This window comes from Altericroceibacterium xinjiangense (assembly GCF_003958635.1).
GTDB classification, from domain to species: domain Bacteria; phylum Pseudomonadota; class Alphaproteobacteria; order Sphingomonadales; family Sphingomonadaceae; genus Altericroceibacterium_A; species Altericroceibacterium_A xinjiangense.
Genome location: NZ_RSEK01000006.1, coordinates 147,821 through 171,462, shown reverse-complemented (window position 1 = coordinate 171,462; position 23,642 = coordinate 147,821). Strand labels below are relative to the sequence as shown.

Annotated in this window: 21 protein-coding genes; 12 read left to right on the top strand and 9 right to left on the bottom strand. The window is 65.0% G+C overall.

Features of this window, described 5'->3' with window-relative positions; translation table 11 throughout:
- Nucleotides 1–12: 12 nt before the first annotated feature.
- Nucleotides 13–1,188 (bottom strand): hypothetical protein, encoded by a 1,176-nt coding sequence (locus ELY13_RS09120; RefSeq protein ID WP_206436023.1) that lies wholly within the window; start codon nt 1,186–1,188, stop codon nt 13–15.
- Nucleotides 1,189–1,328: 140 nt separating this feature from the next.
- Here ELY13_RS09120 and ELY13_RS09115 point away from each other — a divergent pair, with 140 nt between their 5' ends.
- Nucleotides 1,329–2,981, top strand: coding sequence for an alpha-amylase family protein (locus tag ELY13_RS09115; protein ID WP_206436022.1), 1,653 nt, complete (start codon nt 1,329–1,331; stop codon nt 2,979–2,981).
- A 22-nt stretch (nt 2,982–3,003) separates the two neighbouring features.
- Here the strand turns inward: ELY13_RS09115 and ELY13_RS09110 are convergent, their stop codons facing one another.
- Nucleotides 3,004–3,507, bottom strand: coding sequence for an NUDIX hydrolase (locus ELY13_RS09110; RefSeq protein ID WP_126173595.1), 504 nt, complete (start codon nt 3,505–3,507; stop codon nt 3,004–3,006).
- An 8-nt stretch (nt 3,508–3,515) separates the two neighbouring features.
- Complete coding sequence (locus tag ELY13_RS09105) at nt 3,516–4,337, bottom strand: DUF4336 domain-containing protein (RefSeq protein ID WP_126173594.1); 822 nt, start codon at nt 4,335–4,337, stop codon at nt 3,516–3,518.
- 151 nt (nt 4,338–4,488) lie between these two features.
- On the opposite strand from ELY13_RS09105, the gene ELY13_RS09100 reads away from it, so the two are divergent.
- The 10 genes from ELY13_RS09100 to ELY13_RS09055 all read left to right on the top strand — a co-directional run bounded on the left by ELY13_RS09100 (nt 4,489) and on the right by ELY13_RS09055 (nt 16,000).
- Nucleotides 4,489–5,643, top strand: coding sequence for a PepSY-associated TM helix domain-containing protein (locus ELY13_RS09100; protein WP_126173593.1), 1,155 nt, complete (start codon nt 4,489–4,491; stop codon nt 5,641–5,643).
- Nucleotides 5,640–5,840 carry a hypothetical protein gene (locus tag ELY13_RS09095; RefSeq protein WP_206436025.1) on the top strand — a complete coding sequence of 67 codons (201 nt, stop codon included), beginning with the start codon at nt 5,640–5,642 and terminating at the stop codon, nt 5,838–5,840. The genes ELY13_RS09100 and ELY13_RS09095 overlap by 4 nt, the downstream gene beginning before the upstream one ends.
- Before the next feature lie 12 nt (nt 5,841–5,852).
- A complete protein-coding gene (locus ELY13_RS09090) occupies nt 5,853–7,976 on the top strand; it encodes a TonB-dependent receptor (protein WP_126173592.1) in 2,124 nt (707 codons plus the stop codon).
- A gap of 69 nt (nt 7,977–8,045) precedes the next feature.
- Nucleotides 8,046–8,450 (top strand): metallopeptidase family protein, encoded by a 405-nt coding sequence (locus ELY13_RS09085; RefSeq protein WP_126173591.1) that lies wholly within the window; start codon nt 8,046–8,048, stop codon nt 8,448–8,450.
- Between the two features lie 102 nt (nt 8,451–8,552).
- Nucleotides 8,553–9,923 (top strand): 2-oxoadipate dioxygenase/decarboxylase HglS, encoded by a 1,371-nt coding sequence (gene hglS, locus ELY13_RS09080; RefSeq protein WP_126173590.1) that lies wholly within the window; start codon nt 8,553–8,555, stop codon nt 9,921–9,923.
- Nucleotides 9,920–11,131 (top strand): hydrolase, encoded by a 1,212-nt coding sequence (locus tag ELY13_RS09075; RefSeq protein ID WP_126173589.1) that lies wholly within the window; start codon nt 9,920–9,922, stop codon nt 11,129–11,131. Before hglS ends, ELY13_RS09075 begins: the two co-directional genes overlap by 4 nt.
- Nucleotides 11,128–12,144 (top strand): arginine N-succinyltransferase, encoded by a 1,017-nt coding sequence (locus tag ELY13_RS09070; RefSeq protein WP_126173588.1) that lies wholly within the window; start codon nt 11,128–11,130, stop codon nt 12,142–12,144. Before ELY13_RS09075 ends, ELY13_RS09070 begins: the two co-directional genes overlap by 4 nt.
- Before the next feature lie 4 nt (nt 12,145–12,148).
- A complete protein-coding gene (locus tag ELY13_RS09065; RefSeq protein WP_126173587.1) occupies nt 12,149–13,414 on the top strand; it encodes an N-succinylarginine dihydrolase in 1,266 nt (421 codons plus the stop codon).
- Nucleotides 13,411–14,796, top strand: coding sequence for a succinylglutamate-semialdehyde dehydrogenase (gene astD / locus ELY13_RS09060; RefSeq protein ID WP_126173586.1), 1,386 nt, complete (start codon nt 13,411–13,413; stop codon nt 14,794–14,796). The genes ELY13_RS09065 and astD overlap by 4 nt, the downstream gene beginning before the upstream one ends.
- Before the next feature lie 91 nt (nt 14,797–14,887).
- The gene (locus ELY13_RS09055) at nt 14,888–16,000 is read left to right on the top strand and encodes an NADH:flavin oxidoreductase/NADH oxidase (protein WP_126173585.1); all 1,113 of its coding nucleotides are present in this window, start codon (nt 14,888–14,890) and stop codon (nt 15,998–16,000) included.
- A 9-nt stretch (nt 16,001–16,009) separates the two neighbouring features.
- On the opposite strand, the gene recQ is transcribed toward ELY13_RS09055, so the two are convergent.
- Nucleotides 16,010–17,773, bottom strand: a complete 1,764-nt coding sequence (recQ, locus tag ELY13_RS09050; RefSeq protein ID WP_126173584.1) for a DNA helicase RecQ — start codon at nt 17,771–17,773, stop codon at nt 16,010–16,012.
- Between the two features lie 148 nt (nt 17,774–17,921).
- Between recQ and ELY13_RS09045 the strand changes: the two genes are divergently transcribed.
- The gene (locus ELY13_RS09045; protein WP_126173583.1) at nt 17,922–19,037 is read left to right on the top strand and encodes an NAD(P)-dependent alcohol dehydrogenase; all 1,116 of its coding nucleotides are present in this window, start codon (nt 17,922–17,924) and stop codon (nt 19,035–19,037) included.
- A gap of 6 nt (nt 19,038–19,043) precedes the next feature.
- Here the strand turns inward: ELY13_RS09045 and maiA are convergent, their stop codons facing one another.
- The 5 genes from maiA to phhA form a co-directional block, all read right to left on the bottom strand.
- Nucleotides 19,044–19,703 carry a maleylacetoacetate isomerase gene (gene maiA / locus ELY13_RS09040; RefSeq protein ID WP_241233613.1) on the bottom strand — a complete coding sequence of 220 codons (660 nt, stop codon included), beginning with the start codon at nt 19,701–19,703 and terminating at the stop codon, nt 19,044–19,046.
- Nucleotides 19,700–20,992, bottom strand: coding sequence for a fumarylacetoacetase (gene fahA, locus ELY13_RS09035; protein WP_241233612.1), 1,293 nt, complete (start codon nt 20,990–20,992; stop codon nt 19,700–19,702). Before fahA ends, maiA begins: the two co-directional genes overlap by 4 nt.
- Entirely contained in the window at nt 20,989–21,534 is a 546-nt protein-coding gene (locus ELY13_RS09030) for a VOC family protein (RefSeq protein WP_126173580.1), read from the bottom strand. The genes fahA and ELY13_RS09030 overlap by 4 nt, the downstream gene beginning before the upstream one ends.
- Complete coding sequence (gene hppD / locus ELY13_RS09025; RefSeq protein WP_126173579.1) at nt 21,531–22,628, bottom strand: 4-hydroxyphenylpyruvate dioxygenase; 1,098 nt, start codon at nt 22,626–22,628, stop codon at nt 21,531–21,533. The genes ELY13_RS09030 and hppD overlap by 4 nt, the downstream gene beginning before the upstream one ends.
- 119 nt (nt 22,629–22,747) lie before the next feature.
- Entirely contained in the window at nt 22,748–23,605 is an 858-nt protein-coding gene (gene phhA, locus ELY13_RS09020; protein ID WP_126173578.1) for a phenylalanine 4-monooxygenase, read from the bottom strand.
- Nucleotides 23,606–23,642: the final 37 nt, after the last annotated feature.

The window sequence follows — 23,642 nt, the reverse complement described above, 5'->3', positions numbered from 1 at the left end:
CGTACCTGCGGATCAGGGCATCGCTGCCGGATCGAAGTCGAACTGCTGTGCAAACCGTTCGCGCGAATCCTCTTCTTCCGCCGGGACCCTGCCGGCGGCAATATCTGCCCGGTGAGCGCGGGAAGCGCTGACGTAGTTACGCAGCTGCACGTTGCCTTCATGGCAGGCGTATTCGTAGAACTTGTAGTCCTGGTTGCGGGTCCAATCGAGCCGAGCGGTCCAGGGGGCGGTGAACACCTCCGGATCTTCATAGGTGATTTCGTACACGATCGTGTCCGGCCCGGTCATCGTCAGGCGCTCCACGGTTTTCGCCTGCGCGCTCGTCGGGATGGTGTTGAACGGCGGCACGTTCTGCGTCGCCATGTTCACCGGGGAGGCGGCGCGCTTGCCGTGCTCACGCGTGGCGCTGTCGCCGGACTTGATGTTGTCCGTCTCGATCACCAGCGTCTTGCCTTCCCAATGGCCGCGGCTGTTGCCCATCCAGGCTTCGACATTGCCCGGCCAGGCGGGTGAATCGCCCAGCGGGATCACCCGCGTCCCCAGCATTTCCAGATCGATCACGACATAGCCGGGTGCCTGCCACACCCGGATCCCGTTGTTGTAGCGGAACGGGAACATCGAGGCTGGAAAGCCGCGGCTGATGCAGCGATCCCAACTGTCGAAATCGTCGACCCAGTCATAGTGCTGGCCTGGAACCCAGCCGGACCGTCCGGCCTTGTACAGGGCCTCTGCCTCGGGCGTCAGGGCCGGCAGCTGGCCATCCGCCGGACTGACCAGCATGGACGTGCGGCGGCCGAAGGGGTTTGTCCTCAGCCAATCGACCAATCCCTGCGTTCCGCCCGAATTCAGGCCGCCCTCAGGATCGTAGGCCTGGTCGGATTTCTCCGCCGCAGCAACCCGCTTGGCGAACTCCGCATCCGTCACGTAGACGCGGTTGCCGAAAGCGTCGGGCCGCTGGAACAGGATCCGCGCGGAAGGGATGTTCTCGATCGGCCAGATGCCCCGGAAATCGTAGTCACCCCATTCTGTCTTCTTGGGGGTGTAGTCGGTCGGAACGGGCGGCACGACCGTAAGATCGGCGGCGGGCTGCTGCGCGGCCGCGGTGGTCGGCCCGGCAACGAACGCTGCGGCGGCCGCGACGGCCGAAGCCGCGGTAAATATACGAGATGTGAGACGGCGGTGCGTCATCATGTTGGCTCCTCTCCCAAACGCTTTTGCCCGATTGTCTATGGACTTTTCCGCGGTGAGGCTAGCGGTTTCAATCTTCGGAATCCGGGTCGGCTGAGGGAACGTTGGAGCGGAGGCTACGTTTGCCCCGAATGGTTCAGATGGTCTGGTACAAAAACGCCATCATCTATTCCGTCAATGTCGAGAGCTACATGGACGGGAATGGCGATGGAATCGGCGACTTCAAGGGGTTGGCGCGTCGTCTCGATCACATCCACGGCATAGGCGTAGGGGCCATCTGGCTGCTGCCCTTCCAGTCCAGCCCGAGGCAGGACCACGGGTACGACGTTTCCGACTACTACAGTGTCGATCCGCGATTCGGGACGCTGGGAGACTTCGTCGAATTCACCGATCAATGCGCGCAGCGCGGCATCCGGGTGATGATGGACCTCGTGTTCAATCACACGTCGGACCAGCACCCCTGGTTCCAGGAAAGCCGCTCCAGTCCCGACAATCCCAAGCGGGACTGGTACATGTGGTCCAAGGAAAAGCCGGAAAACATCCATGAGGGCATGGTGTTTCCCGGCAAGCAGGAAGCCGTCTGGACGTACGACAAGAAGGCGCGCGCCTGGTATTTCCACCGATTCCACAAATTTCAGCCCGATCTCAACATGAAGAACCCCGAGGTGCAGGCGGAAATCCTGAGAATCATGGGCTTCTGGCTGCGGCTGGGCGTGTCTGGCTTCCGGCTCGACGCGGTGCCCTTCATCATCGCGACGGACGAGCATGAGGAGGCAGGCGGCACCGAGCGGGAGTTCGCACTGCTGCGCAAGATGCGCGAGTTCTCCCAGTTCCGTGACGGAGATTCGGTCCTGCTGGCCGAAGCCAACGTGAAACCGGAGGCCAGCATCGAGTATTTCGGCCCATCGGCCGAGCGCCTGCACATGATGTTCAACTTTTGGGTCAATCCGCGCATCTTCTATGCCTTTGCCACTGGGGATGCGGGGCCGCTCAAGGAAGGGCTCGAAAAGACGCGCGAGATTCCGCAAAGCAGCCAGTGGGCCCAGTTCCTGCGCAACCACGATGAGCTCGATCTCAGCCGGCTGACCGAGGAGCAGCGGCAGAAGGTCTATGACGAAATGGCTCCGGATGAGGGGATGCGCGTGTTTGACCGGGGCATCCGCCGCCGTCTGGGGCCGATGCTGAAGGGTGATCAGCGGCGGATCAAGGCTGCGAACAGCCTCTTGATGAGCCTGCCCGGAACCCCCGTGCTGCGGTACGGCGACGAAATCGGGATGGGCGAGAATCTGGACCTGGAAGGGCGCACCGCCATCCGCACGCCCATGCAGTGGGACGAGCACGGCCAAGGCGGTTTCACCACCGCCGAAGAAGCCTGTATCCCGCTGATCGAGCACGGGCCTTACGGCTTCCACGAAGTCAACGTCTCGCAGCAGCGGCGGGACCCGGAATCTCTTCTCAACTGGTTCGAGCGCATCATTCGCCTGCGCCAGGAACTGCCGGAAATCGGCTATGGCGCCTTCCGGATCATCGAGACCGAGCCGGAAATCCTGGCGATGTGCCACGAATGGGAGGGTTCCGCGATCCTGACGGTGCACAACTTTGACGGGCAGCCGCGGCAGGTGGAATTCAGGATCAATGAAGACGAACAGGAAAAGCCGCCGCTCATCAACCTGCTGTCGAACGATCACGTACAGCCGCAAGCCGACGGCATGTACCGCTTCGTGATCGATCCGTATGGCTACAACTGGTTCCGCTGCGGTGCGACCAGCGTCGGGCTGGCGCGCAAGGATTGACGGATCCCGGCCGGCGCTGGTCTTAACGCGAAGGGGGTGCCGATCCGGAGGACTTCAGCCGATCTTCCAAGGCGTACAGTAGCGGCTTCTGGCTGGTCAGCATCATCGTTTCCGCCTTCCTGAGCGGAAACCAGCGTGCGATCTCCACTTCAGGAAATTCAGCCCAGGCTCCGCTTTTGGGCGGCCACTCCATGCGGTAGGTGTTGCTGCGGACCGTCTCGTGATCGAGATCCTGTTCCAGTGCAAACGCCTCCACCAGCTTCCCGCCAGCCTGCCGGACAGTCGCCAGCGGTTCCGGCGTGTCCGCAAGCGGTGTCCCGAGTTCCTCTTCCGCTTCGCGCATCGCTGCGACCAGCGGGCTCTCGCCTTCTTCGATCAGGCCCTTCGGGATCTGCCAGGCCCCCACGTCGCGACTTGTCCAGTACGGGCCCCCCGGCTTGATCAGCAGCACTTCGACGTCCGGGCCACGTCGCCGGAAAAGCAGCACCCCGGCGCTCCGTTCCTTGCCTTTTGCCCGGCCGCCCATTCCTTGTCTCAGCCAAGCCAGGCCAGCGCCTGGCGCAGCCGCTCCGCTCCGCGTTCGGCGAACCAGTCTCCGTGGGCAAAGATCACGCGTTCGGGTGCAAGGCCGGACAAGCGGCGCACACTCGCCTTGGCTTGCGCACCTCCCAGCTTGATCGCGGCGCGTGCGTGAGCAGGAGTGGTGGCGCTGGTAGCCATCGCGGCCTCCATCACCATTCCGCTTACGGCCGGCAGCTTCTCCGGTTCAAGATTGTCGATCAGGTCGGTCAGCAGCAAGGTGCGGGAAGGCGTGTGGAAGAACCAGGCTTCCCGGAAGCCCTTGCCCTCGATGATGCCTTGCTCGATTTCGTCCGACCATGCCCCCGGGGGTACGGGTCCAAGGTCGCGGTCCAGCCGCACGCCGGATCGGCGGACCTGAAAGCGATTGCGCAAGCCCGGAACTGCCCAGGTGATCGCTTCCGGATAAGCCTGTTCCCAATCCTGCAAAAAGGTCCAGTGTCCGATGCTGGGGGCGACCAGGTGGCGAACAGGGCCAAGTTCCTCGATCTGCCGCGCCATTTCGGGCGAATACTGCGTCGGGGAATGAAGCAGGAGATCGCCCGATGCGAGCCGGATCACCGTCATCCGCACCGGCAAGGACAAGCCCATCGGGTGGATCGGGCCGCTGTCGACGATCCAGACGTTGTCGGCCACTGGTTTCAGCGTGTCGGTCGGTGGGTACGTAACGAGCGGGTCGGTTCCCCCCGGTCCCTGCCGACGGGACAGGGCATACGCGGCCAGCGCGCCAGCGCCTAATGCGGCGGTTGCGGTCAGAAGCTTCGTTCCGGTTTTCATGCGATCCTCGCGAACACGATCAAGGGAGTTAAAAAAGCAGCGAACAGGCGGCGAGTCCGTTCCCGCGGTGAGGACCGATAGGCGCAAAGCTCCGCGCTATTGCGAGTGATTTGCATTGACCGGAATCGGGGCGGCGAATAGGGCGCAGCCCATGAAGAGCGCTGCGATCCGCCGCTGGTATATCGTGCACAAGTGGAGCAGCCTGATTCCCACGCTGTTCCTGCTGATGCTGTGCGTCACCGGGCTGCCGCTGATCTTCCATGATGAGATCGATGTCCTGGCGGGAGAGGACTATGAAGCGCGGCTCGCCGGCATCCCTTCGGCCGAAGGGGGCGTTCCGCTGGACACGATGCTGTCGCGCGCCCTGGCCGATCGGCCAAGGGAAGTGCCGTTGTTCATGGCATTCAGCCCGGACAGTCCGCTGCTTACCATCACCACCGGGCCAAGCCCCGATGCGCCGGGCAGCGCGATGACCCTTCTGTTCTTTGATCGGGCAAGCGGCACGCCGCTCGGCCCGGCGCCGACCGGCGGGTTCATGGATTTCATCCTCCAGCTGCACACCGACGTGTTTCTCGGTCTGCCGGGAATGCTGCTGCTGGGCGCGATGGGGCTGCTGTTTGTCGTGGCGCTGGTTTCCGGTGCGGTGCTCTACGCCCCGTTCATGCGCCGCCTCGACTTTGGAACGCTGCGGCTGGGGCGCAGCAAGCGCACCGGCTGGCTGGACCAGCACAATCTGCTCGGCATCGTGGCGCTCGCCTGGATGCTGGTGATCGGGCTGACCGGGGCAATCAACGCCTTCGCCGATCCGCTGACCGACAACTGGCGCAACACGGAACTCGCGGCGATGACATCGGCCTATGCGGGAGCGGCGCCGCTTTCCCCGGATCGCTACGGATCGCTGGACATGGCAATGGCGGCGGCGCAGGCGGCCTTGCCGGGGCGTTCACCCCAGTTCATCGCCTTTCCCGGCGGCAGCTACAGCTCCGCGCATCACTACGCCGTGTTCTTCCAAGGCGATACGCCGCTGACCCAGCATCTGCTGACACCGGCGCTGATCGATGCGCAAACCGGCGCGCTGACCGATGCGCGCGCGATGCCGCCGATCAACCAGGCCCTGATGATGTCGAAGCCGTTGCACTTCGGCGATTACGCGGGCCTGCCGCTGAAGATCATCTGGGCCGCCCTGACGCTGGCGACCGTCTGGATCCTGTGGACTGGCGTCCTGCTGTGGCTGCGCCGCCGACCCGGTGCGGTCGAGCGCCGGGTTGCGGAGATCGCCAGCGGGGCAAGCGGCGAGCTTGCATGATGAAGCCGCGTCGCCCTGCACGCTCCTTGGGGCAGGCTTTCGCGTGGCCGCTGGTTCTGGCGATCTCCACCGTTGCCGGGCTGCTGCTCGGCCTGACCGGAGACGGCTTGCCCGATTTCGCCGCATGGGTCCTGCTCGCCAGCGCGCCGGCCGCGCTGGTGGTTGCCTGGGGCCGCCGCCAAGACAACAAGAAGTGAGAGACACGACAAATGTTTAGCCAAAAGGCTGCCCGGACTGCATTCCTGCCGGCATTCGTGATCGCCGCCGCACTCGCGCAGCCCGCTTTCGCGCAGGAGGTGACCAGCGAGATCATCGTGACGGCACAGGCCCGCAACGCGACCGAAGTCATCAACGGCGGGAGCGCGGGCGTGCTGGGTGATAAACCGGCGGAAGACCTGCCGTTCGCGATCCGCAGCTACAGCGAGGCGCTGATCCTCAACCAGCAGCCGCTGACCCTGGGCGAAGTGCTGCAGAACGATCCGACCATTCGCACGACCTACGGCTTCGGAAACGCGGCCGAACAGTTCATCATCCGCGGCTTCACGCTGTACGGAGACGACGTGGGGCTGAACGGCTTGTACGGCATAACCCCGCGCCAGTTGATCGCGCCGGAACTGTTCGAAAGCGTGCAAGTGCTGAACGGCGCCAACGCCTTCCTCTACGGCGCGGCTCCCGGCGGATCGGGAGTGGGCGGCAGCGTGAACCTCGTGCTCAAGCGGGCGGGCCTTCTTCCGCTCACGCGCGCGACGGTGGGTTACACTGAAGAGGCGCACTTTGGTGTCAGCTTCGACGTGGCCCGCCGGTTCGGGCCTGATGGCCAGTGGGGTGTGCGGATCAACGGGGCCTATCGAGACGGCGAAGTGGCGATAGACGGGGAGGACCGGAGCACGAAGGTGCTGGGTACTGCATTCGACTGGCGCGGAGAGCGGGCGCGGGTTGCGGTCGATCTTGCGTGGCAAAGCGTCCAGGTCGACAACCTGCGGCCGAAAGTGACGCTTGGCTCCAATGCAATCCCCCGTGTTCCGGAAGCGGACGCGAACTACGCGTCCGACTTCACCTATACCGATCTGCGCGATGTGTTCGGAACGGTCAGCGCAGAGTACGATCTCGCACCCGATACGCTGCTCTATGCCCGGGCCGGCGCGCGAGACGGGAGCGAGGAAGGGATCTACGGCGGGATCACGGTGCTGGATGCCGCAACCGGGGCTGCTACCGGCAACGCCCTTTACGTCCCGCGGACCGACAACAACGAAGCGCTGGAAGCGGGGCTGCGGTCGAAGTTCGGTGCCGCCATCACGCATGAGATCAACGTCGGCGGCAATGCGGTGTGGCAGGTGAACCGCAACGCGTTCGACTTCCGGTACGGACCGGGTTACGCGGGGTTTGCCACGAACCTGTACGATCCTGTGCAGGTCGAGCTGCCGAGTTCTACAATCGTCGGGGGCGACCTGGACGATCCTTTCCCGATCGCGCGCACCCGGCTGATGAGCGCCTTTGCCTCCGATACGATTGGTTTTCTGCAGGATCGGGTGCTGCTGATAGCCGGTCTGCGGCTGCAGGCCATCCGGGTGAAGAGCTACAGCGCCTACAACGGCGGCCAGCTCGATATGACGTATAACGAAGACGCGCTGACGCCGGTTGTGGGTATTGTTGCGAAGCCCGTTTCGAACGTTTCGCTTTATGCCAACCGGATTGAGGCGCTGCAGCAAGGGCCGACCACGCCCATCGATCCCGCTCTGAGCAACCCCGGGGAAATGCTGGCCCCTCGTCGTTCCGTTCAGTACGAAGTGGGCGGCAAGATGGATCTGGGCCGGATGTTCGCCGCACTGGCGCTCTTCAACATTGAACGTCCGGGTGAAGGTATCCTGCCTGATGGTTCCTACGGATATGTGGGGGACCAGCGGCACCGCGGGCTGGAGTTCACGCTCAACGGCGCCATTGCGCCCGGACTGCGTCTGATATCCGGCCTGACGGTGATCGATGCCGAGTTCGAGGGCGGAAACGCGGTAGCGGGCGTGCCGGAGTTCGCGGCGAACGCGAACCTTGAATGGGACATGCCCTTCGCGCCGGGGCTGACCCTGACGGGACGAGTGATCCACACTGGGGAGCAGTGGGCGAACGCGGCGAACACGCTGGAGCTGGACGACTGGACCCGGTTCGATCTGGGCGGGCGCTATGTCTTCGTGGCCGGGGACACGCCGGTCACGCTGCGGCTGACGGTCGATAACATAGCGAACGAACGATACTGGGCATCGGCTTTCGACACCTTCAGCGCCGCGCTGCTTCAGGGCCAGCCCCGTACGGTCAAGGCTTCGATCTCCGCGGACTTCTGATCCACGGGGGGTTTGTACCAGGGTAAGGGGGCATTGCAGTGCACGGCTCCCGCTCCTACTCTCCTGCTTATGGCACGGCGTATCGGCATGGCTCCCACGGCGGAGGAAATGGAAGCGATGGCGCGGGCCGCGCTTGCGCGCCTGCCGGACGAGTTTGCCCGTCATCTGGGCGCCGTGGTGCTACAAGTGGAGGAATTCGCCGACGAGGAAACCCTCGGTGAACTCGGGATCGAGGATCCGTTCGAGCTGACGGGAGTGTACCAGGGGCTCCCCCTCCACGTGAAGAGCATCGAACACACCGAGACGATGCCCGACCGCATCCGCTTGTTCCGCGCGCCCATTCTCGATGAATGGATGGCGCGCGGCGACGTGAGCCTGGAACAGCTCGTCAGCCACGTCGTGATCCACGAAGTCGGCCATCACTTCGGCCTGTCGGACGACACGATGCACGCGCTGGAGGACGAGGCAGACTGAGCGGAGCCGGAAAGGGATCGCAGGGTTTGAGGTGGCGCGAAGACTAGGCTAGACCCGGTCGGTTGCATATGAAACCATGTGCGCCGCAACGGAGGTCCTGTGATGCAATTCGTGCCTTCCGATCATGTCCGCGCTGCCTTTTCAGCGACGATGTCGGCGATGTACCGGACCGAAGTGCCGTTGTACGGCGATCTGCTGGACATCGTGGCGGGCATCAACGCAGCGGTGCTGGAACGCGACGATGGGTTGCGCCAGTCCCTCGCTTCGGCCGATGAACTGGACCGGCTCGACAGCGAACGCCATGGGGCCATCCGGGTCGGCACGGCGGAGGAATTGCGGCTGCTTCGCCGAGCGTTCGCCCTGATGGGCATGAAGCCGGTCGGCTATTACGACCTCACGGTAGCGGGGGTGCCGGTCCATTCCACGGCGTTCCGCCCGGTAGAACTGGAGGCCCTGCAGCACAGCCCGTTCCGGGTATTCACATCCCTGCTGCGGCTGGACCTGATCGAGGATGCCGATCTTCGCCGCGAAGCCGGGGAGCTGCTCGGCGCGCGCCGCATTGCCTCATCCCGTGCGGTGGATCTGGTGGAAACCGGAGAGCGGCAAGGCGGGCTCGATCCGGCGCAAGCGGACGAATTCGTGGCCGAAGCGGTCGACATCTTCCGCTGGCACAGCGAGGCGAACGTGCCGCTCGATACATATGGTCGCTTAAAGCAGGCTCATCCCCTGATCGCAGACGTCGTCTCGTTCAAGGGGCCGCATATCAACCACCTGACCCCGCGCGTGCTCGATATCGATGCCGCGCACGCGGAAATGCAGCGCCGGGGAATGGAAGCCAAGGCGGTGATCGAGGGCCCACCCCGGCGCGCGGTGCCGATCCTGCTGCGGCAGACGAGCTTCAAGGCGCTGGAGGAAAGCGTGCAGTTCCCGGGCGCAATTTCGCTTAGCGACGGCACGCACACCGCTCGTTTCGGAGAAATCGAACAGCGCGGCGTGGCGCTGACTCCAGCGGGGCGCGCGCTCTACGATTCCTGCCTGGATGAAGCGCGGGGCCAAGGCGGATCGCAAGCCCTCGATTACCCGGACCGCTTGTCCGCCGCGTTCGCGCGTTTCCCGGACGATCTCCAGGCCCTGCGGCAGCAGAAGCTCGCCCATTTCCGCTATACGGTAACAGCCGAGGGGAGAGACAACGGCAAGGGGGATGCCGGACGGGATCCGGAACGCTGGATCGCCGAAGGCTGGGCCGAAGCGTATCCGCTGGTGTACGAGGATTTCCTGCCCGTCAGCGCCGCCGGGATCTTCCAGTCCAATCTTGGCGGGCAGGAGCAAGGCGCCTACGCTGGCAAGTCTTCCCAGGACGCGTTCGAGCGCGCACTTGGCACTCCGGTGCTCGACCCATTCATGCTGTATGAAGCAATCGAGCAGGCTTCGCTTGAAGCCGCCGCGAAGGCCGTGGGGGCAGCCGTCCAATGAACCAGCTATTCTCCGCCGAACAGGACGTGATCGATTTCGTCGATGCCGCCGCCATGCTGGGCCAGGTGGAACGCTGGAGCGCAATCAATTCGGGCACGCGCAACCTTGATGGGCTGGATCGGCAAGCCAGCGAACTGGCGGAGGCGTTTTCCGCCTTGCCGGGAGATGTGCGGCTGGAGAACCCCGCGCCCGTGACCGCGATTGCGCCCGGCGGGCAGGAAGTGGACTTGCAGCACGGGCGGCACCTCGTCCTGTCGGTCCGTCCCGAAGCCGGGCGGCGATTTTTGCTGACCGGGCACATGGACACCGTCTTTGGGCCCAATCACCCGTTTCAGCAGCAGCGATGGCTGGACGATGAAACGCTGAACGGCCCGGGCGTCGCGGACATGAAGGGCGGGATCGCCGTGATGCTTGCCGCGCTTCTGGCGTTTGAGCGCAGCCCCGCAGCTTCGTCGGTCGGCTATGACGTGATGATCAATTCGGATGAGGAGACGGGATCGCTGTCTTCCGCTTCGCTGATCGCGCAGCTGGCGGCCGGGAAAGCCGCCGCCCTGACGTATGAACCTTCCGCGCTGCCGGACGGCACGCTCGCCCACGCGCGGGGCGGCAGCGGGAACTGGAGCGTGACGATCACCGGCCGCTCCGCCCATGCCGGTCGCAACCCGCAGGACGGGCGCAACGCGGTAGTCGCCGCCGCCGCGCTGGCGCTGGAACTGAAGGCGCTCGAAGGACCGGACATCACCATCAACCCGGCTCGGATCGATGGCGGCAGCGCGACCAATGTCGTGCCCGACCACGCCGTGCTGCGGTTCAACATCCGCCCAAAGTCCAACGAAGCGGCGGAAGCCTTCATTCAGCATCTCAATGGTTTGGTGCGCAATCTTGAGGCGGTGCACGAAGTAAAGGCGACCCTGCACGGGGGGCTCAGCCGTCCGCCCAAGCCGGTGGATTCGGCGGCGGACAAGCTGTTCGCGCTGGTGAAAGGCGCGGGGGCGGCGCTGGGCCAGACGATCGGCTGGCGCGACACCGGGGGAGTGTGCGACGGCAACAACATCGCCGCGTGCGGTGTGCCCGTGGTGGACACCATGGGGGTGCGCGGCGGATCGATTCATTCGCCGGACGAGTTCCTGATCGTGCCCTCGCTCGCCGAGCGGGCGGCGCTATCCGCCGTGGTGCTCCACCGTCTTGCATCGGGAGAAACGGCATGACCTTCCGTATTCGCGCCGCCACGTCCGGCGATCTTGAAGCGTTGTATGAAATGGCCAAGCTGACCGGCGGAGGCTTTACTAACCTGCCGCCCGATCGCAATTCCCTCGGGGCCAAGCTCGCCAAGGCCGAAGCCGCGTTCGCTCGAGACGAGCAATCGCTGTCCGATGAGCTGTACGTGATGGTGCTGGAAAACGTCGCCACCGGGGAAGTGCGCGGCACGTGCCAGCTGATGAGCCAGGTCGGCCAGCAGTGGCCGTTCTATTCCTATCGCAAGACCACCCACACCCAGCATTCGCGAGAGCTGGAGCGGACCGTCCGGGCCGAACTGCTGTTCCTCGTCACCGATCTGGAAGGCTGCAGCGAAGTGGGCGGATTGTTCCTCCACCCCGCGGAACGGGCCGGCGGCCTGGGCCTGCTGCTTGCACGCAGCCGCTATCTGTTCATCGCAATGCACCGGGCTCGCTTTGCCGATCGGGTCCTAGCCGAACTGCGAGGGATCATCGATGAGCGCGGCGGCTCCCCGTTCTGGGACGGGGTAGCGGGCCGGTTCTTCGGGATGAGCTTCCAGGAAGCCGACTATTTCAACGCGATCAACGGCAACCAGTTCATCGCCGACCTGATGCCCAAATATCCGGTCTATGCCGCGATGCTGACCGACAGCGCGCGCACCGCCATCGGAATGCCGCACCCGACCGGGCGCGCGGCGATGCGGATGCTGGAGAACGAAGGATTTTCCTACGAAGGCTATGTCGATATCTTCGATGGCGGCCCGACGATGATCGCGCGCACGGACAACGTGGCCAGTATCGCCAGCGCCCGGGCGGCCCGAACCGGGCGGATCGATCTGGAAAGGGGCGAGCAGGCGCTGATTGCCAGTGGAACCCTTGGCCGCTTCCGGTGCTGTTACGGAGCGCGCGCCTTCGCGGAAGATGGGACGGTGTCGATCGACGCCAGCGCGGCGGACATGCTCGGCGCGGAGCCGGGGGACGAGGTATGGAGCGTGAGCCGGTAATCCCATGGCACTGACGGAAATCAACTTCGACGGCATCGTCGGCCCGAGCCACAACTACGCAGGTCTCAGCCTCGGTAACCTGGCCGCGACGGCGCATGCGGGGAATGTCTCCTCTCCGCGCGCCGCCGCCTTGCAGGGGATCGCCAAGATGCGGGCGAACAAGGCGCTGGGGCTGGTGCAGGGATTTTTCCTTCCGCTGCCCCGGCCCAACGCGCGCTATCTGACGCACCTCGCCGCCGATGCCGCCACTGATCGGGGGCTTATTGCCGGGGCATGGTCTGCCTCCAGCATGTGGACCGCAAATGCGGCGACCGTTTCGCCGGCGCCCGATACGGCGGACGGCAAGTGCCACCTGACGGTCGCGAATCTCGTCACGATGCCGCACCGCGCGCACGAATGGCCGGACACGCTGCGCCAGCTGCAGGTCGCTTTTTCCGACAAGGCGCATTTTGCCGTCCACGATCCGGTGCCGCCGAGCTTCGGCGACGAAGGCGCGGCCAACCACATGCGGCTGACGGCCGGACACGGGCAGCCGGGGCTCGAAGTATTCGTTTACGGACGCAGTGGCGGCCGCTTTCCGGCACGGCAGCATGAACAGGCGAGCCGGATCGTCGCCCGTCAGCACAGGCTTGATCCGGAACGGGTCCTGTTCATCGAACAGAACCCGGACGCAATCGCGGCCGGCGCGTTCCACAACGATGTCGTCTCGGTCGCAAACGAGCGGGTGCTGTTCACGCACGAACAGGCCTTCGCCGATCCCGCAGCCGCCTACGAGGCAATCCGCGCGAGGTTTCCGGCGGTCGAGATCGTGGAAGTCCCAGCCAGCGCGGTCAGCCTCGAAGAAGCGATCCGCACCTACTTGTTCAACGCCCAGTTGCTGAGCCTGCCCGAAGGCGAGATGGCGCTGGTGATCCCAACGGAGGCGGACGAATCCTCGGCGGTGCGCGGCTGGCTTGACCGGATGCTTGCCTCGAACGGGCCGATCCGGCGCGTGATCCCGGTGGACGTCAAGCAATCGATGGCCAACGGCGGCGGCCCTGCGTGCCTGCGCCTGCGCGTCGTCGCCGATCCCGCCACCGTCGATCCGCGCTTCCTGCTGGATGACGAAAAGGCCGACCGGATCGAACGGGTGATTGCCCGCCATTGGCCCGAGCAGATCGACCCGGCCGACCTCGGCAGCCCATCGCTGGAAAAGACCGTGCAGGATGCGCGCAGCCATTTGCTGGACGCGCTGGACCTTGCCAAACTTGCTGGATCGGAGAGCGCATGACCACCTTCCAATCGACGAACCCGGCGACCGGTGAGGTCGTATGGGAAGGCCCCGGTACCGGAGCAGACGAATGCGCGGCGCTGGTCGCCCGCTCCCGCGCCGCATGGCAGGACTGGCGCCGCACCGCGCTGGAAGACCGGATCGCCATCACGCGGCGGTTTGCTGAAATCCTTGAGCGCGATGCGGAAAGCCTGGCAGAGGATCTTGCTCGGGAAACCGGGAAGGTCCGCCGGGAATCCCTGGCCGAGATCGGCAGCATGCGGGGCAAGGTCGCCATCTCCATCGCCGCGCAGGCGGAGCGGGCCGGAACCCGCAGCGAGCCGACCGCCTTCGGCCAGGCGGTGCTGCGCCACCGCCCGCACGGAGTGATCGCGGTCTATGGGCCTTACAACTTCCCCGGACACTTGCCCAACGGCCACATCGTCCCTGCCTTGCTGGCGGGCAATTGCGTGGTGTTCAAGCCGTCCGAGGAAGCGCCCCTGATCGCGGAGCGGACGCGGGCTGCCTGGCGAGAGGCGGGATTGCCCGAAGACGTCCTGCTGCTGGCGCAGGGCGGGGCGGAAACCGGCGCGGCGCTGGCGGAACAACGGATCGACGGTTTGTTTTTCACCGGATCGGCCAGCGTCGGCGCGCATCTGCGCCGCGCGATGGCGGAACGGCCGGACGTCATCCTTGCGCTGGAACTGGGCGGCAACAACCCGTTGATCGCGTGGGATGCAGATCCGCAGGCGGCCGCGTCCATCGCGGTGAACTCCGCGTTCGTAACTACCGGCCAGCGCTGTTCCTGCGCCCGCCGCTTCATCGTGCCGGACGATGCATCGGGCGCGGCGATGATCGAGGCGACGGTTGCGCTGGCGAGCGACCTGAAAGTTGGCGCTTGGGATGAGCAGCCGGAGCCGTTCATGGGGCCGTTGATATCGGCCAAGGCGGCGGACCGCGCGCTGGCGCAGGTCGAACAGCTGCTGGCGCGCGGCGCGAAGCCGCTCAAGCCGTTCGAGCGGATTTCCGGACGTTCCGCCGCCTTCGTCACACCTGCCGTGCTGGACGTGACCGGCTGCGATGTGCCGGATGAGGAAATCTTTGCGCCCGTGCTGCAAGTCCGCCGCGTGTCCGATTTCGACACCGCACTCGCGGTTGCGAACGATACCCGCTTCGGGCTTGCGGCCGGACTGGTCAGTGCGGATGCGGCGTTGTGGGACCGCTTCTTCGACACCGTCCGCGCCGGCGTGGTCAATTTCAACCGTCCGACCGCCGGTGCATCCGGCGCGATGCCGTTCGGCGGAATCGGCGATTCCGGCAATCACCACCCGAGCGCTTACTATGCGGCGGATTACTGCGCCTACCCTGTGGCCAGCCTGGAAGCGCCGAAGCCGGGAGGCTGATGCCAGTGCGACTGGAACAGGCCGCGAGCGGCGCGGTTGCCGGTAAGACATCTGCTTCGCAGCAGCCTTACCCCGTATCAGGACAAAAAGAATGACCGGACCCAAGCTTTTCGCCCCGTTTCAGGTGGGCGGCCTGACGCTCGCCAACCGCATCGTGATCGCCCCAATGTGCCAGTATTCGGCGGTCGACGGGCAGATGACCGATTGGCACACGATCCATCTTGGCCAGCTTGCCTTGTCGGGCGCGGCGCTGCTGACGATCGAGGCGACAGCGGTGGTGCCGGAAGGACGCATTACCTACGCCGATGTCGGCTTGTGGGATGATGCCACTGAAGCCGCGATGGCTGAGACGCTCCGGAAGGTCCGTCAGTATTCGGACATGCCGCTGGCGATCCAGCTGGCCCACGCCGGGCGCAAGGCTTCGACCGAAGTGCCGTGGAAGGGCGGACAGCAGCTTGCCCCGAGCGATCCCAATGGCTGGCAGACGGTCGCTCCGTCCGCCTTGCCGTTCGAGGAAGGGGAGAACCCTCCTGTCGCTCTCGACCGGGAAGCGCTGGCTGACTTGTGCCGGGCCTTCGCGGAAGCGGCGCGGCGGGCAGCCCGGCTGGGGATCGAAGGCGTGCAGATCCACGCGGCGCACGGTTACCTGCTCCATGAGTTCCTCTCCCCGCTCTCCAACCGGCGAGAGGACGAATACGGCGGCAGCCTTGAGAACCGCATCCGCTTTCCGCTGGAAGTGTTCCGTGCCGTGCGGGAGGCTTTTCCCGCTGACCAGCCCGTTACCGTCCGCGTATCCGGCACCGACTGGGTTCCGGGTGGCTGGGACATTGAGCAGACCATTGCGTTTGCCAAGGCGCTGGAAGCAGAAGGCTGCGCGGGAATTCACATTTCGAGCGGCGGGCTCGACCCCCGGCAGGACATTCCGGTGGGGCCAAACTACCAGGTCCCGCTGGCGCGCGCGGTCAAGCAGGCGGTGGACATGCCGGTCATCGCCGTTGGCTTGATCACGGAGTATGAGCAGGCCGAGGCGATCGTCGCCACCGGCGATGCGGACATGATCGCACTGGCCCGGGGCATGCTCTACAATCCGCGCTGGCCCTGGCACGCTGCCGCCCATCTGGGAGCGCAAGTGCAGGCCCCGCCGCAGTACCTGCGGTCCCAGCCGCATCGCTACCGCGACTTGTTTGATCTGGAGCGGGACTGAAGGCCTGCGTCAGGCGTAGGCGGCGATCACATCCAGAAAGGCTTGCCCGTAAGCTTCGCGCTTGCGGGTGCCGATGCCGCTGATGCGGCCAAGCTCACCCTCCGTCATCGGGCGGGTTTCCGCCATGTCGCGCAAGGTGCTGTCGTGGAAGATCACGTAAGGCGGCACTCCGGCCTCCCGCGCCAGATCGCGGCGGCACGCCCGCAGCGCCTCGAATAGCGGATCGCCGATCGGGTTGGCGTCCGATCCGCCGCGCTTGCGCCGCGCGCGGGCAGGGGGAAGCACCAGCGCCACGGTTTCTTCTCCCCTTAGCAGGGACCGTGCGGCGGGGCCGAGCGCCAGCCCGCCGTGTTCGTTGGTCTGCAAGGCGTCGCGGACCATCAGGGCGCGGGCGACCGGCTTGATCAGGGCCGCTTCCTCGCCTTCCACGATCCCATAAACCGACAGCGCATCATGCCCCCGCTGGCTGATCCGCTCATTCGGTTTTCCCGTCAGCACGGCCTCGATATGGCCAAGCCCGAAGCTCTGGCCCGTGCGATAGACTGCCGACAGCAGCTTGCGTGCCGTCTCGGTCGCGTCGGTGCAGGCCGGCGGGGACAAGCAATTGTCGCAATTTCCGCACGACGCCGGCGGGTCTTCGCCGAAATGGCGGAGCAGGACAGCCCGGCGGCACCCGGCCGTTTCCACCAGTGCGCCCAGGGAGGAGATGCGCACCCGCTCCCCCGGCTGACGGGCAGGCTCCACTTCCGCGATGCGCTGGCGGGCGCGGGCGAAGTCTTCGGCTCCCCACAAGAGCGTGGCCACGGCGGGATCGCCGTCCCGGCCGGCGCGGCCGCTTTCCTGGTAATAGCTTTCGATCGACTTCGGTAGGCCTGCATGGACCACGAAGCGCACGTCCGGCTTGTCGATCCCCATGCCGAAGGCGACGGTGGCAACCATGACCATTTCCTCGCTGGCGAGGAAGGCGGACTGGTTGGCAGCGCGCACGGCCGGATCGAGCCCGGCGTGGTACGGCAGGACCGGGCGTCCCTTGTCGCCCAGGCTCTCTGCCAGCCGCTCCGTCATCGCGCGGGTCTGGGCATAGACGATGCCGGGGCCGGGATTGGCGGCAAGGATATCCGCGACTTGCCGGGTCAGGCTCGCGCGAGGCTGCACGGCATAGCGGATGTTCGGCCGGTCGAACCCGGAGACGATCAGCCCTTCTTCCGGAATGCCGAGCTGGGTCAGGATGTCCGACCGGGTGTGCGCATCCGCCGTCGCGGTAAGGGCGAGGCGAGGGACGCCGGGGAAGGCATCGAGCAAGGGACGCAGCAGGCGGTAGTCGGGGCGGAAATCGTGCCCCCATTCCGATACGCAGTGTGCCTCGTCAATCGCGAACAGGCTGATGCTGGCCCGCTCCAGCAAGCTGCGAAACCCGTCGCGGCTGGCGCGTTCCGGAGCGACGTAAAGCAGGTCCAGCTCACCCGCGACCAGGCGGTCCTGCGTCTCGCGCCAATCCTCGTCCGCGGACGTCAGGCTGGCAGCGCGAATGCCCACCGCCTGGGCGGAGCGGAGCTGGTCGTGCATCAGCGCGATCAGCGGGGACACGACGACGCAGCACCCCGGAAGCGCGACCGCGGGAAGCTGGTAGCACAGGGATTTGCCCGCGCCGGTCGGCATGATCGCCAGCGTCCCTTCGCCTGCCATCACCCGGCGGACGACGTCTTCCTGCACCCCGCGAAAGGATTCGAAGCCGAAGATGTCGTGGAGGAGGTTGGCGATTTCAGGAGGCATTTCGAACAGGCTATAGGAATGCCGTGCGGGTCTGCCTAGACGCAGCTGTCTGAAAAGAAGGGCCTGCCGCCCGGACCTTGCGCCCGGAGGGTAGACGGCAGAGCGAAACGGTGAGACATCCGCAGGGTAACCTACCGGGAGACAGGATATGGAAGTCAAGGCCGCCGTTTGCAGCGGAAACACCGAACCGTTCACGATCCGGAACGTGACGCTGGACGATCTCCGGCCCGACGAACTGCGGATCCGCATGGTCGCTTCCGGGATCTGCCACACCGACATGGCGGTGCGCGACCAGCAGCTGCCCGTGCCTCTGCCCGTGGTGCTTGGCCATGAGGGCGCCGGAATCGTCGAGGAAGTCGGCAGCAACGTCACCTCCGCGCAGCCGGGCGACCGCGTGGTGATGAGCTTCAACAGCTGCGGGCACTGCCCCAGCTGCGATGCGGAAGCGCCGACGTATTGCTACGATTTCTTTCCGCACAACTGGTCCGGCACGCGCGCTGACGGCAGCCCGACGCTGTTCGCCGACGGGGAGCCGATGAACGGCAACTTCTTCGGCCAGTCCAGCTTTGCCACGTACGCCATCGCGCACGATCGCAACGTGGTGAAGGTACCGGACAGCGCATCCGACATTCCGCTGGAACGGCTTGCTCCGATCGGCTGCGGTTTGATGACGGGCGCCGGGGCCGTGCTGCGGTCGATGAAGGTGCGCGCGGGGATGCCGATCGCGGTGTTCGGCGCGGGTACGGTGGGAATGGCTGCAATCATGGCGGCGAAGATCGCCGAGGCCAATCCGATCATCGCGGTGGACGTCAATGACGAACGGCTGGCCCTGGCAAAGGAACTGGGCGCGACCCACGCCTTCAACGGGCGCGACGATGCCCCGGGGAAGATCCGCGAAGTGTGCCCTCAGGGCCTTGGTTACGCGTTCGATACCACCGGCATCAACACGGTGATCGAACAAGCCTGGAGCCTGCTTGCGCCGAAGGGCGTGGTCGGCATGGTCGGCGCGTCAGATCCGGCAGATGAGCTTAACTTCAATGAAGCGATGTTCATGGGCGGCGGACGCACGGTGATGGGCATCCTCGGCGGCGATAGCGACGTCGGCCCCTTCATGCTGGAGCTGATCGGCTACCATCTGGAAGGCCGGTTTCCGTTCGAAAAGCTGATCGGCTACTTCGATTTCGGCCAGATCAATGAGGCCATCGAAGCGAGCGAAAGCGGCAAGGTGGTGAAGCCGGTTCTGCGGATCGGCAACGAAAGCTGAGCTCGATCACCCGGGCCGGTCAGCATCGGGCTGCCGGTCCGGGTGGGCAGCGGCCACTTCGGGCACGCGTTCGGCTCGTGTCGCGGCGGCGCACAAGGCGGGGTAGGCGTCCAGCGAAACATTGAACCGCCGCGCGGAGTAGACTTGCGGCACCAGATGGCAATCCGCCAGCGTCAGCGTGTCTCCGAAGGCATATTCCCCGCCGTGCTGGCGGATCGAGACTTCCAGAGCGGCAAACCCGTCCGCGATCCAGCGGGCGATCCAGCGGGACTTGCCCGCATCGTCCACACCCATGTCCTGCGTCAGCGCCTGCAGCACCCGCAGGTTGTTGAGCGGGTGGATGTCGCAAGCAACCGTCATCGCCATCGCACGGACGATCGCGCGGTCGTCCGCGCTTTCCGGCAGCAGCGGAGGATCGGGATAGGTTTCCTCCAGCCATTCGAGGATCGCGCTGCTTTGGGTAAGGGCCGTGGTCCCAGCGACGAGCGCCGGGACCAGCCCTTGCGGATTCAGGGCGCGGAAATCGTCCGAACGCTGATCCCCGGTGCGGAGGTCCCGCGGGACCTGCCGGTACTCGACGTTCTTTAGGTTCAGCGCGATCCGCGTGCGGTAGCTGGTTCCGGACCGCCAGTACCCATGCAGGACGAGATCGCGCGTCTCGCTCATGGTGCAGGCGCGATCCGGGCGCGGCATTCGCCAAAGCCGATCCGCACATGACCGGGTGCTTCGGCGAAGGCGGTGATGATGACTTCGTCGCCATCCTCAAGGAACGTGCGCGTTTCCCCGTTGCCGAGGTCAACTGCTTCCTTCCCGCCGCCGCTCAGTTCCAGCAAGCTGCCCCGGCTATCCTCTTCGGTGCCGGACAAGGTCCCAGTGCCGAGCAAGTCACCCGGGCGCAGGTTGCAGCCATTGGACGTGTGGTGGGCAAGCAGCTGGGCCGCCGTCCAGTACATCGCCGTCATCGGGCCCTGGCTGAGGCGATGGGGCGCCTGGCCCTGCTCGCGCATTTTCGGGGTCAGGATGTGGACTTCCATCGTCAGGCCAAAGGCGCCGCGTTCCTGGTCTTGCGGGTCGAGCAGGTAGGGCAGGGGTTCCGGATCGCCGCCCGATCGCGCCGGTTGCGCCTTCCGGTATGGCGCCAGCGCGTCGAGCGTCAGGATCCACGGGGACACCGTCGAATGGAAGCTTTTGGCGAGGAAGGGCCCAAGCGGCTGGTATTCCCACGCCTGAATGTCGCGGGCCGACCAGTCGTTGAGGATGGAAATGCCGGCAATGTGTTCCGAAGCTTCGGAAATCGGCACCGGGCGGCCAAGATCGTTACCCCGGCCCACCCAGATCGCCATTTCCAGCTCGTAATCCAGCCGCTTGGTCGGGGCGAAGCTGGGCGCGTCCGTGTCCGGTGCCTTGGTCTGGCCGTTCGGCCGGATTACCTCGCCGCCGGACGCGCGGACCGAGGAGGCACGCCCATGGTAGCCGATCGGCACGTGCTTGTAGTTCGGCAGCAACGGGTTGTCGGGCCGGAAGATGCTGCCGACGTTCACCGCGTGGTTAATCCCGGCATAGAAGTCCGTGTAGTCGCCGATTTCAACCGGTAAGTGCAGCGTACAATCCGCCGCTTTGTGGAGGTGGGGCCGAACGCTGGTTTCCTTGGCGGGATCGGTCAGGAGATCGAACAAGGCAAGCCGCAGCGCGTGCAGCGCTGCGTTGCCGGAACCGAGCAGCGGGTTCAGCACCGGGCCGCCTGCCACGTGCGCTGCCTCCGCCGCATCGCCGTCCAGCAGGGGCGCGATGGCGGCGATATCGAGAACCATGTTCCCGATGGCAACGCCTCCACGGGGTAGACCACCGGGAGGGGAGAACACGCCGAGCGGCAGGTTCTGAACCGGGAAATCCGGGTGCTTGTTGGCGGATTCGACCCAGCTTTGCGCATGGGGATCATGGGTGTGGTCGGTCAAGCTTCCGGCTCCTTGTGTAGCCAATCGGCGTGGCGGGGGGCTTTCTTGGTCCGGGACCATTCCTCCAGCATCGCCGGGGCGACGCGGGACAATTCCGCGTACTGGTCAGGCGTGCCGATGTCGCAGGCCAGTTCGATCCGGTGGCCGTTCGGATCGAAGAAGTAGATCGAGCGGAACACTCCATGGAAAGTCGGGCCAAGCACGTCGATGCCTTGCGCCTCGATATGCTCCCTGGCTGCGAGAAGCGCATCCATGTCCGGCACGCGAAGGGCAATATGCTGCACCCACGCGGGCGTGTTCTGGTCCCGTCCCATTTCCGGCTTGCTTGGCAATTCGAAGAACGCGATCACGTTGCCGCCGCCGCATTCCAGGAACACGTGCATGTAGGGATCGGGCTCTCCGGTCGAAGGGACGCGGTCTTCGGCAAAGGCGGTGGTGAAGGTCATGCCGAGCACCCGCTCATACCATTCGACCGTCTCCTGTGCGTCCTTGCAGCGATAGGCGACGTGATGAATGCCGCTGGTCTTGAACTTTGCCGTCACGCCTGGCCTTCCTTTTCCCGCAAGTCCTTCTCCAACGCACCGCGCCGCATCTGGTCCCGCTCCATCGATTCGAACAAGGCCTTGAAGTTGCCTTCGCCGAAGCCTTCATCCTTCTTGCGCTGGATGAATTCGAAGAAGATCGGACCGATCAGCGGTTCGGAGAAGATCTGCAGCAACAGCCGGGGATCGCCTTCCTCGGTCGATCCATCGAGCAGGATGCCGCGCTGCTGCAACTCGCCGGCGGGCTCTCCGTGGCCGGGCAGACGCTCATCCAGCATCTCGTAATAGGTCTGCGGCGGCGCGGTCATGAACGGGGTGCCGAGCGCTTTCAGCTTGTCCCATACGGCGATCAGATCATCGGTCAGGAAGGCAATGTGCTGGATGCCTTCACCATTGTATTCCTTCAGGAATTCCTCGATCTGTCCGCCGCCTGCATCGCCTTCCTCGTTCAAGGGAATGCGGATCAGGCCGTCCGGCGCAGTCATCGCACGGGAGGTGAGGCCGGTGTATTCGCCCTTGATGTCGAAGTACCGGATCTCTTTGAAGTTGAAGAGCTTTTCGTAGTACTTCGCCCAGTGCTCCATCTGCCCCTTGTGGACGTTGTGGGTCAGGTGATCGATGATCTTGAGCCCCGCGCCCTTGGGATGGCGGTCCACGTTCGGCAGGTACTCGAAATCGATGTCGTAGATCGACACCTCGTCATAACGGTCGATCAGGTAGATGATCGCCCCGCCGATCCCCCGGATGGCGGGGAGGCGCAGTTCCATCGGTCCGGTATCGACCTGCACGGGCTCGGCCCCGCGGGAAAGCACTTCGTCGTAAGCCTTGCGGGCATCCCGCACCCTAAACGCGAGCCCGCAGGCCGACGGACCGTGCTTGGCAGCAAATTCCGCGGCCGGGGATCCGGGTTCGTAGTTGGTGATCAGGTTCACGTCTCCCTGGCGCCACAGCTCCACATCCTTGGAGCGGTGACGGGCAATGCGGGTGAAGCCCGTCGCCTGGAAGACCTGTTCCAGCACGCCTTTCTCCGGAGCGGAAAACTCGACGAACTCGAAGCCGCACAAGCCGATGGGATTTTCGTGCAGATCAGCCATTCTCTCTCTCCAGACCAGTGGCGGCTGCAAGGCCGCAGATAGTTTCGATGGAAACTACATTGCTCCTGCGCGAGCTCCTTTGCAAGGGCGGAAGGGTGTCATTGGGGGGAGCCGTTCGATCAGCGGGACCGGGAATAAGCTTGCGTGCCGCGATGGATCACCCGATCATCCGGCAGCACCGCGTCCGGCGCGATTTCTTCCGCGCCGATCAGTTCATCGTACAGCGGGGCAAAGTCGGTGTTCAGCGTCCGGTCCAGCAGATCGTCGAAGCTGTCGATCACGAAGTAGGTCTGCTGGAAATCGTCGATCTTGTACTGCGTCCGCATGATCCGCTTGAGATCGAACCGGATCCTGTTGGGTGAAGGATCGTCGAGCGCGAAGATGGATTCGCTGCGCGAGGATACGATTCCCGCGCCGTACAGCCTCAACCCTTCCGCCGACTGGATGAGACCGAATTCCACCGTGTACCAGTAAAGCCGGGCCAGGAGGTCGATCGCTCCGCGCCCGCCCGCGCGCTGGCCGCCGATGCCGTAGGCCTGCATGTAATCGGCGAATACCGGGTTGGCGAGCAGGGGCACGTGTCCGAACACGTCATGGAAGACGTCCGGCTCCTGCAGGTAATCGAGCTGGTCCGGTTTGCGGATGAAGCTTCCGGCAACGAAGCGCCGCTCCGCCAAATGGTCGAAGAACACCGCATCCGGGACAAGGCCGGGCACCGCGACCACTTGCCAGCCGGTCGCCTTCATCAGCCGGTCGGACAATTCCTCGAAATCGGGAATGCCGGGCTTCGACAGGCGCAGGATGTCCAGCCCTTCGAGGAACTCCGGCGCGACGCGGCCGGGCAGCAGCTTCGCCTGCCGTTCGAACAGGGTGTCCCAGACGGCATGCTCTTCCGGGGTGTAAGCGTTCCAGTTCTGGGGAATCGTCCAGTCGCTGGCGGCCCCTTCCGGGAGAACGAGAGTATCTGCGTCGGCCATCCTTTTTCTCCTCAGAAAAAATGCGCCAGTTCCAAAA

Excerpts from the sequence above, each read along its gene's own strand:
- ELY13_RS09120 (WP_206436023.1), bottom strand. The coding sequence starts at position 1,188 with ATGACGCACCGCCGTCTCACATCTCGTATATTTACCGCGGCTTCGGCC.
- ELY13_RS09115 (WP_206436022.1), top strand. The coding sequence starts at position 1,329 with ATGGTCTGGTACAAAAACGCCATCATCTATTCCGTCAATGTCGAGAGC.
- ELY13_RS09110 (WP_126173595.1), bottom strand. The coding sequence starts at position 3,507 with ATGGGCGGCCGGGCAAAAGGCAAGGAACGGAGCGCCGGGGTGCTGCTT.
- ELY13_RS09105 (WP_126173594.1), bottom strand. The coding sequence starts at position 4,337 with ATGAAAACCGGAACGAAGCTTCTGACCGCAACCGCCGCATTAGGCGCT.
- ELY13_RS09100 (WP_126173593.1), top strand. The coding sequence starts at position 4,489 with ATGAAGAGCGCTGCGATCCGCCGCTGGTATATCGTGCACAAGTGGAGC.
- ELY13_RS09095 (WP_206436025.1), top strand. The coding sequence starts at position 5,640 with ATGATGAAGCCGCGTCGCCCTGCACGCTCCTTGGGGCAGGCTTTCGCG.
- ELY13_RS09090 (WP_126173592.1), top strand. The coding sequence starts at position 5,853 with ATGTTTAGCCAAAAGGCTGCCCGGACTGCATTCCTGCCGGCATTCGTG.
- ELY13_RS09085 (WP_126173591.1), top strand. The coding sequence starts at position 8,046 with ATGGCACGGCGTATCGGCATGGCTCCCACGGCGGAGGAAATGGAAGCG.
- hglS (WP_126173590.1), top strand. The coding sequence starts at position 8,553 with ATGCAATTCGTGCCTTCCGATCATGTCCGCGCTGCCTTTTCAGCGACG.
- ELY13_RS09075 (WP_126173589.1), top strand. The coding sequence starts at position 9,920 with ATGAACCAGCTATTCTCCGCCGAACAGGACGTGATCGATTTCGTCGAT.
- ELY13_RS09070 (WP_126173588.1), top strand. The coding sequence starts at position 11,128 with ATGACCTTCCGTATTCGCGCCGCCACGTCCGGCGATCTTGAAGCGTTG.
- ELY13_RS09065 (WP_126173587.1), top strand. The coding sequence starts at position 12,149 with ATGGCACTGACGGAAATCAACTTCGACGGCATCGTCGGCCCGAGCCAC.
- astD (WP_126173586.1), top strand. The coding sequence starts at position 13,411 with ATGACCACCTTCCAATCGACGAACCCGGCGACCGGTGAGGTCGTATGG.
- ELY13_RS09055 (WP_126173585.1), top strand. The coding sequence starts at position 14,888 with ATGACCGGACCCAAGCTTTTCGCCCCGTTTCAGGTGGGCGGCCTGACG.
- recQ (WP_126173584.1), bottom strand. The coding sequence starts at position 17,773 with ATGCCTCCTGAAATCGCCAACCTCCTCCACGACATCTTCGGCTTCGAA.
- ELY13_RS09045 (WP_126173583.1), top strand. The coding sequence starts at position 17,922 with ATGGAAGTCAAGGCCGCCGTTTGCAGCGGAAACACCGAACCGTTCACG.
- maiA (WP_241233613.1), bottom strand. The coding sequence starts at position 19,703 with ATGAGCGAGACGCGCGATCTCGTCCTGCATGGGTACTGGCGGTCCGGA.
- hppD (WP_126173579.1), bottom strand. The coding sequence starts at position 22,628 with ATGGCTGATCTGCACGAAAATCCCATCGGCTTGTGCGGCTTCGAGTTC.
- phhA (WP_126173578.1), bottom strand. The coding sequence starts at position 23,605 with ATGGCCGACGCAGATACTCTCGTTCTCCCGGAAGGGGCCGCCAGCGAC.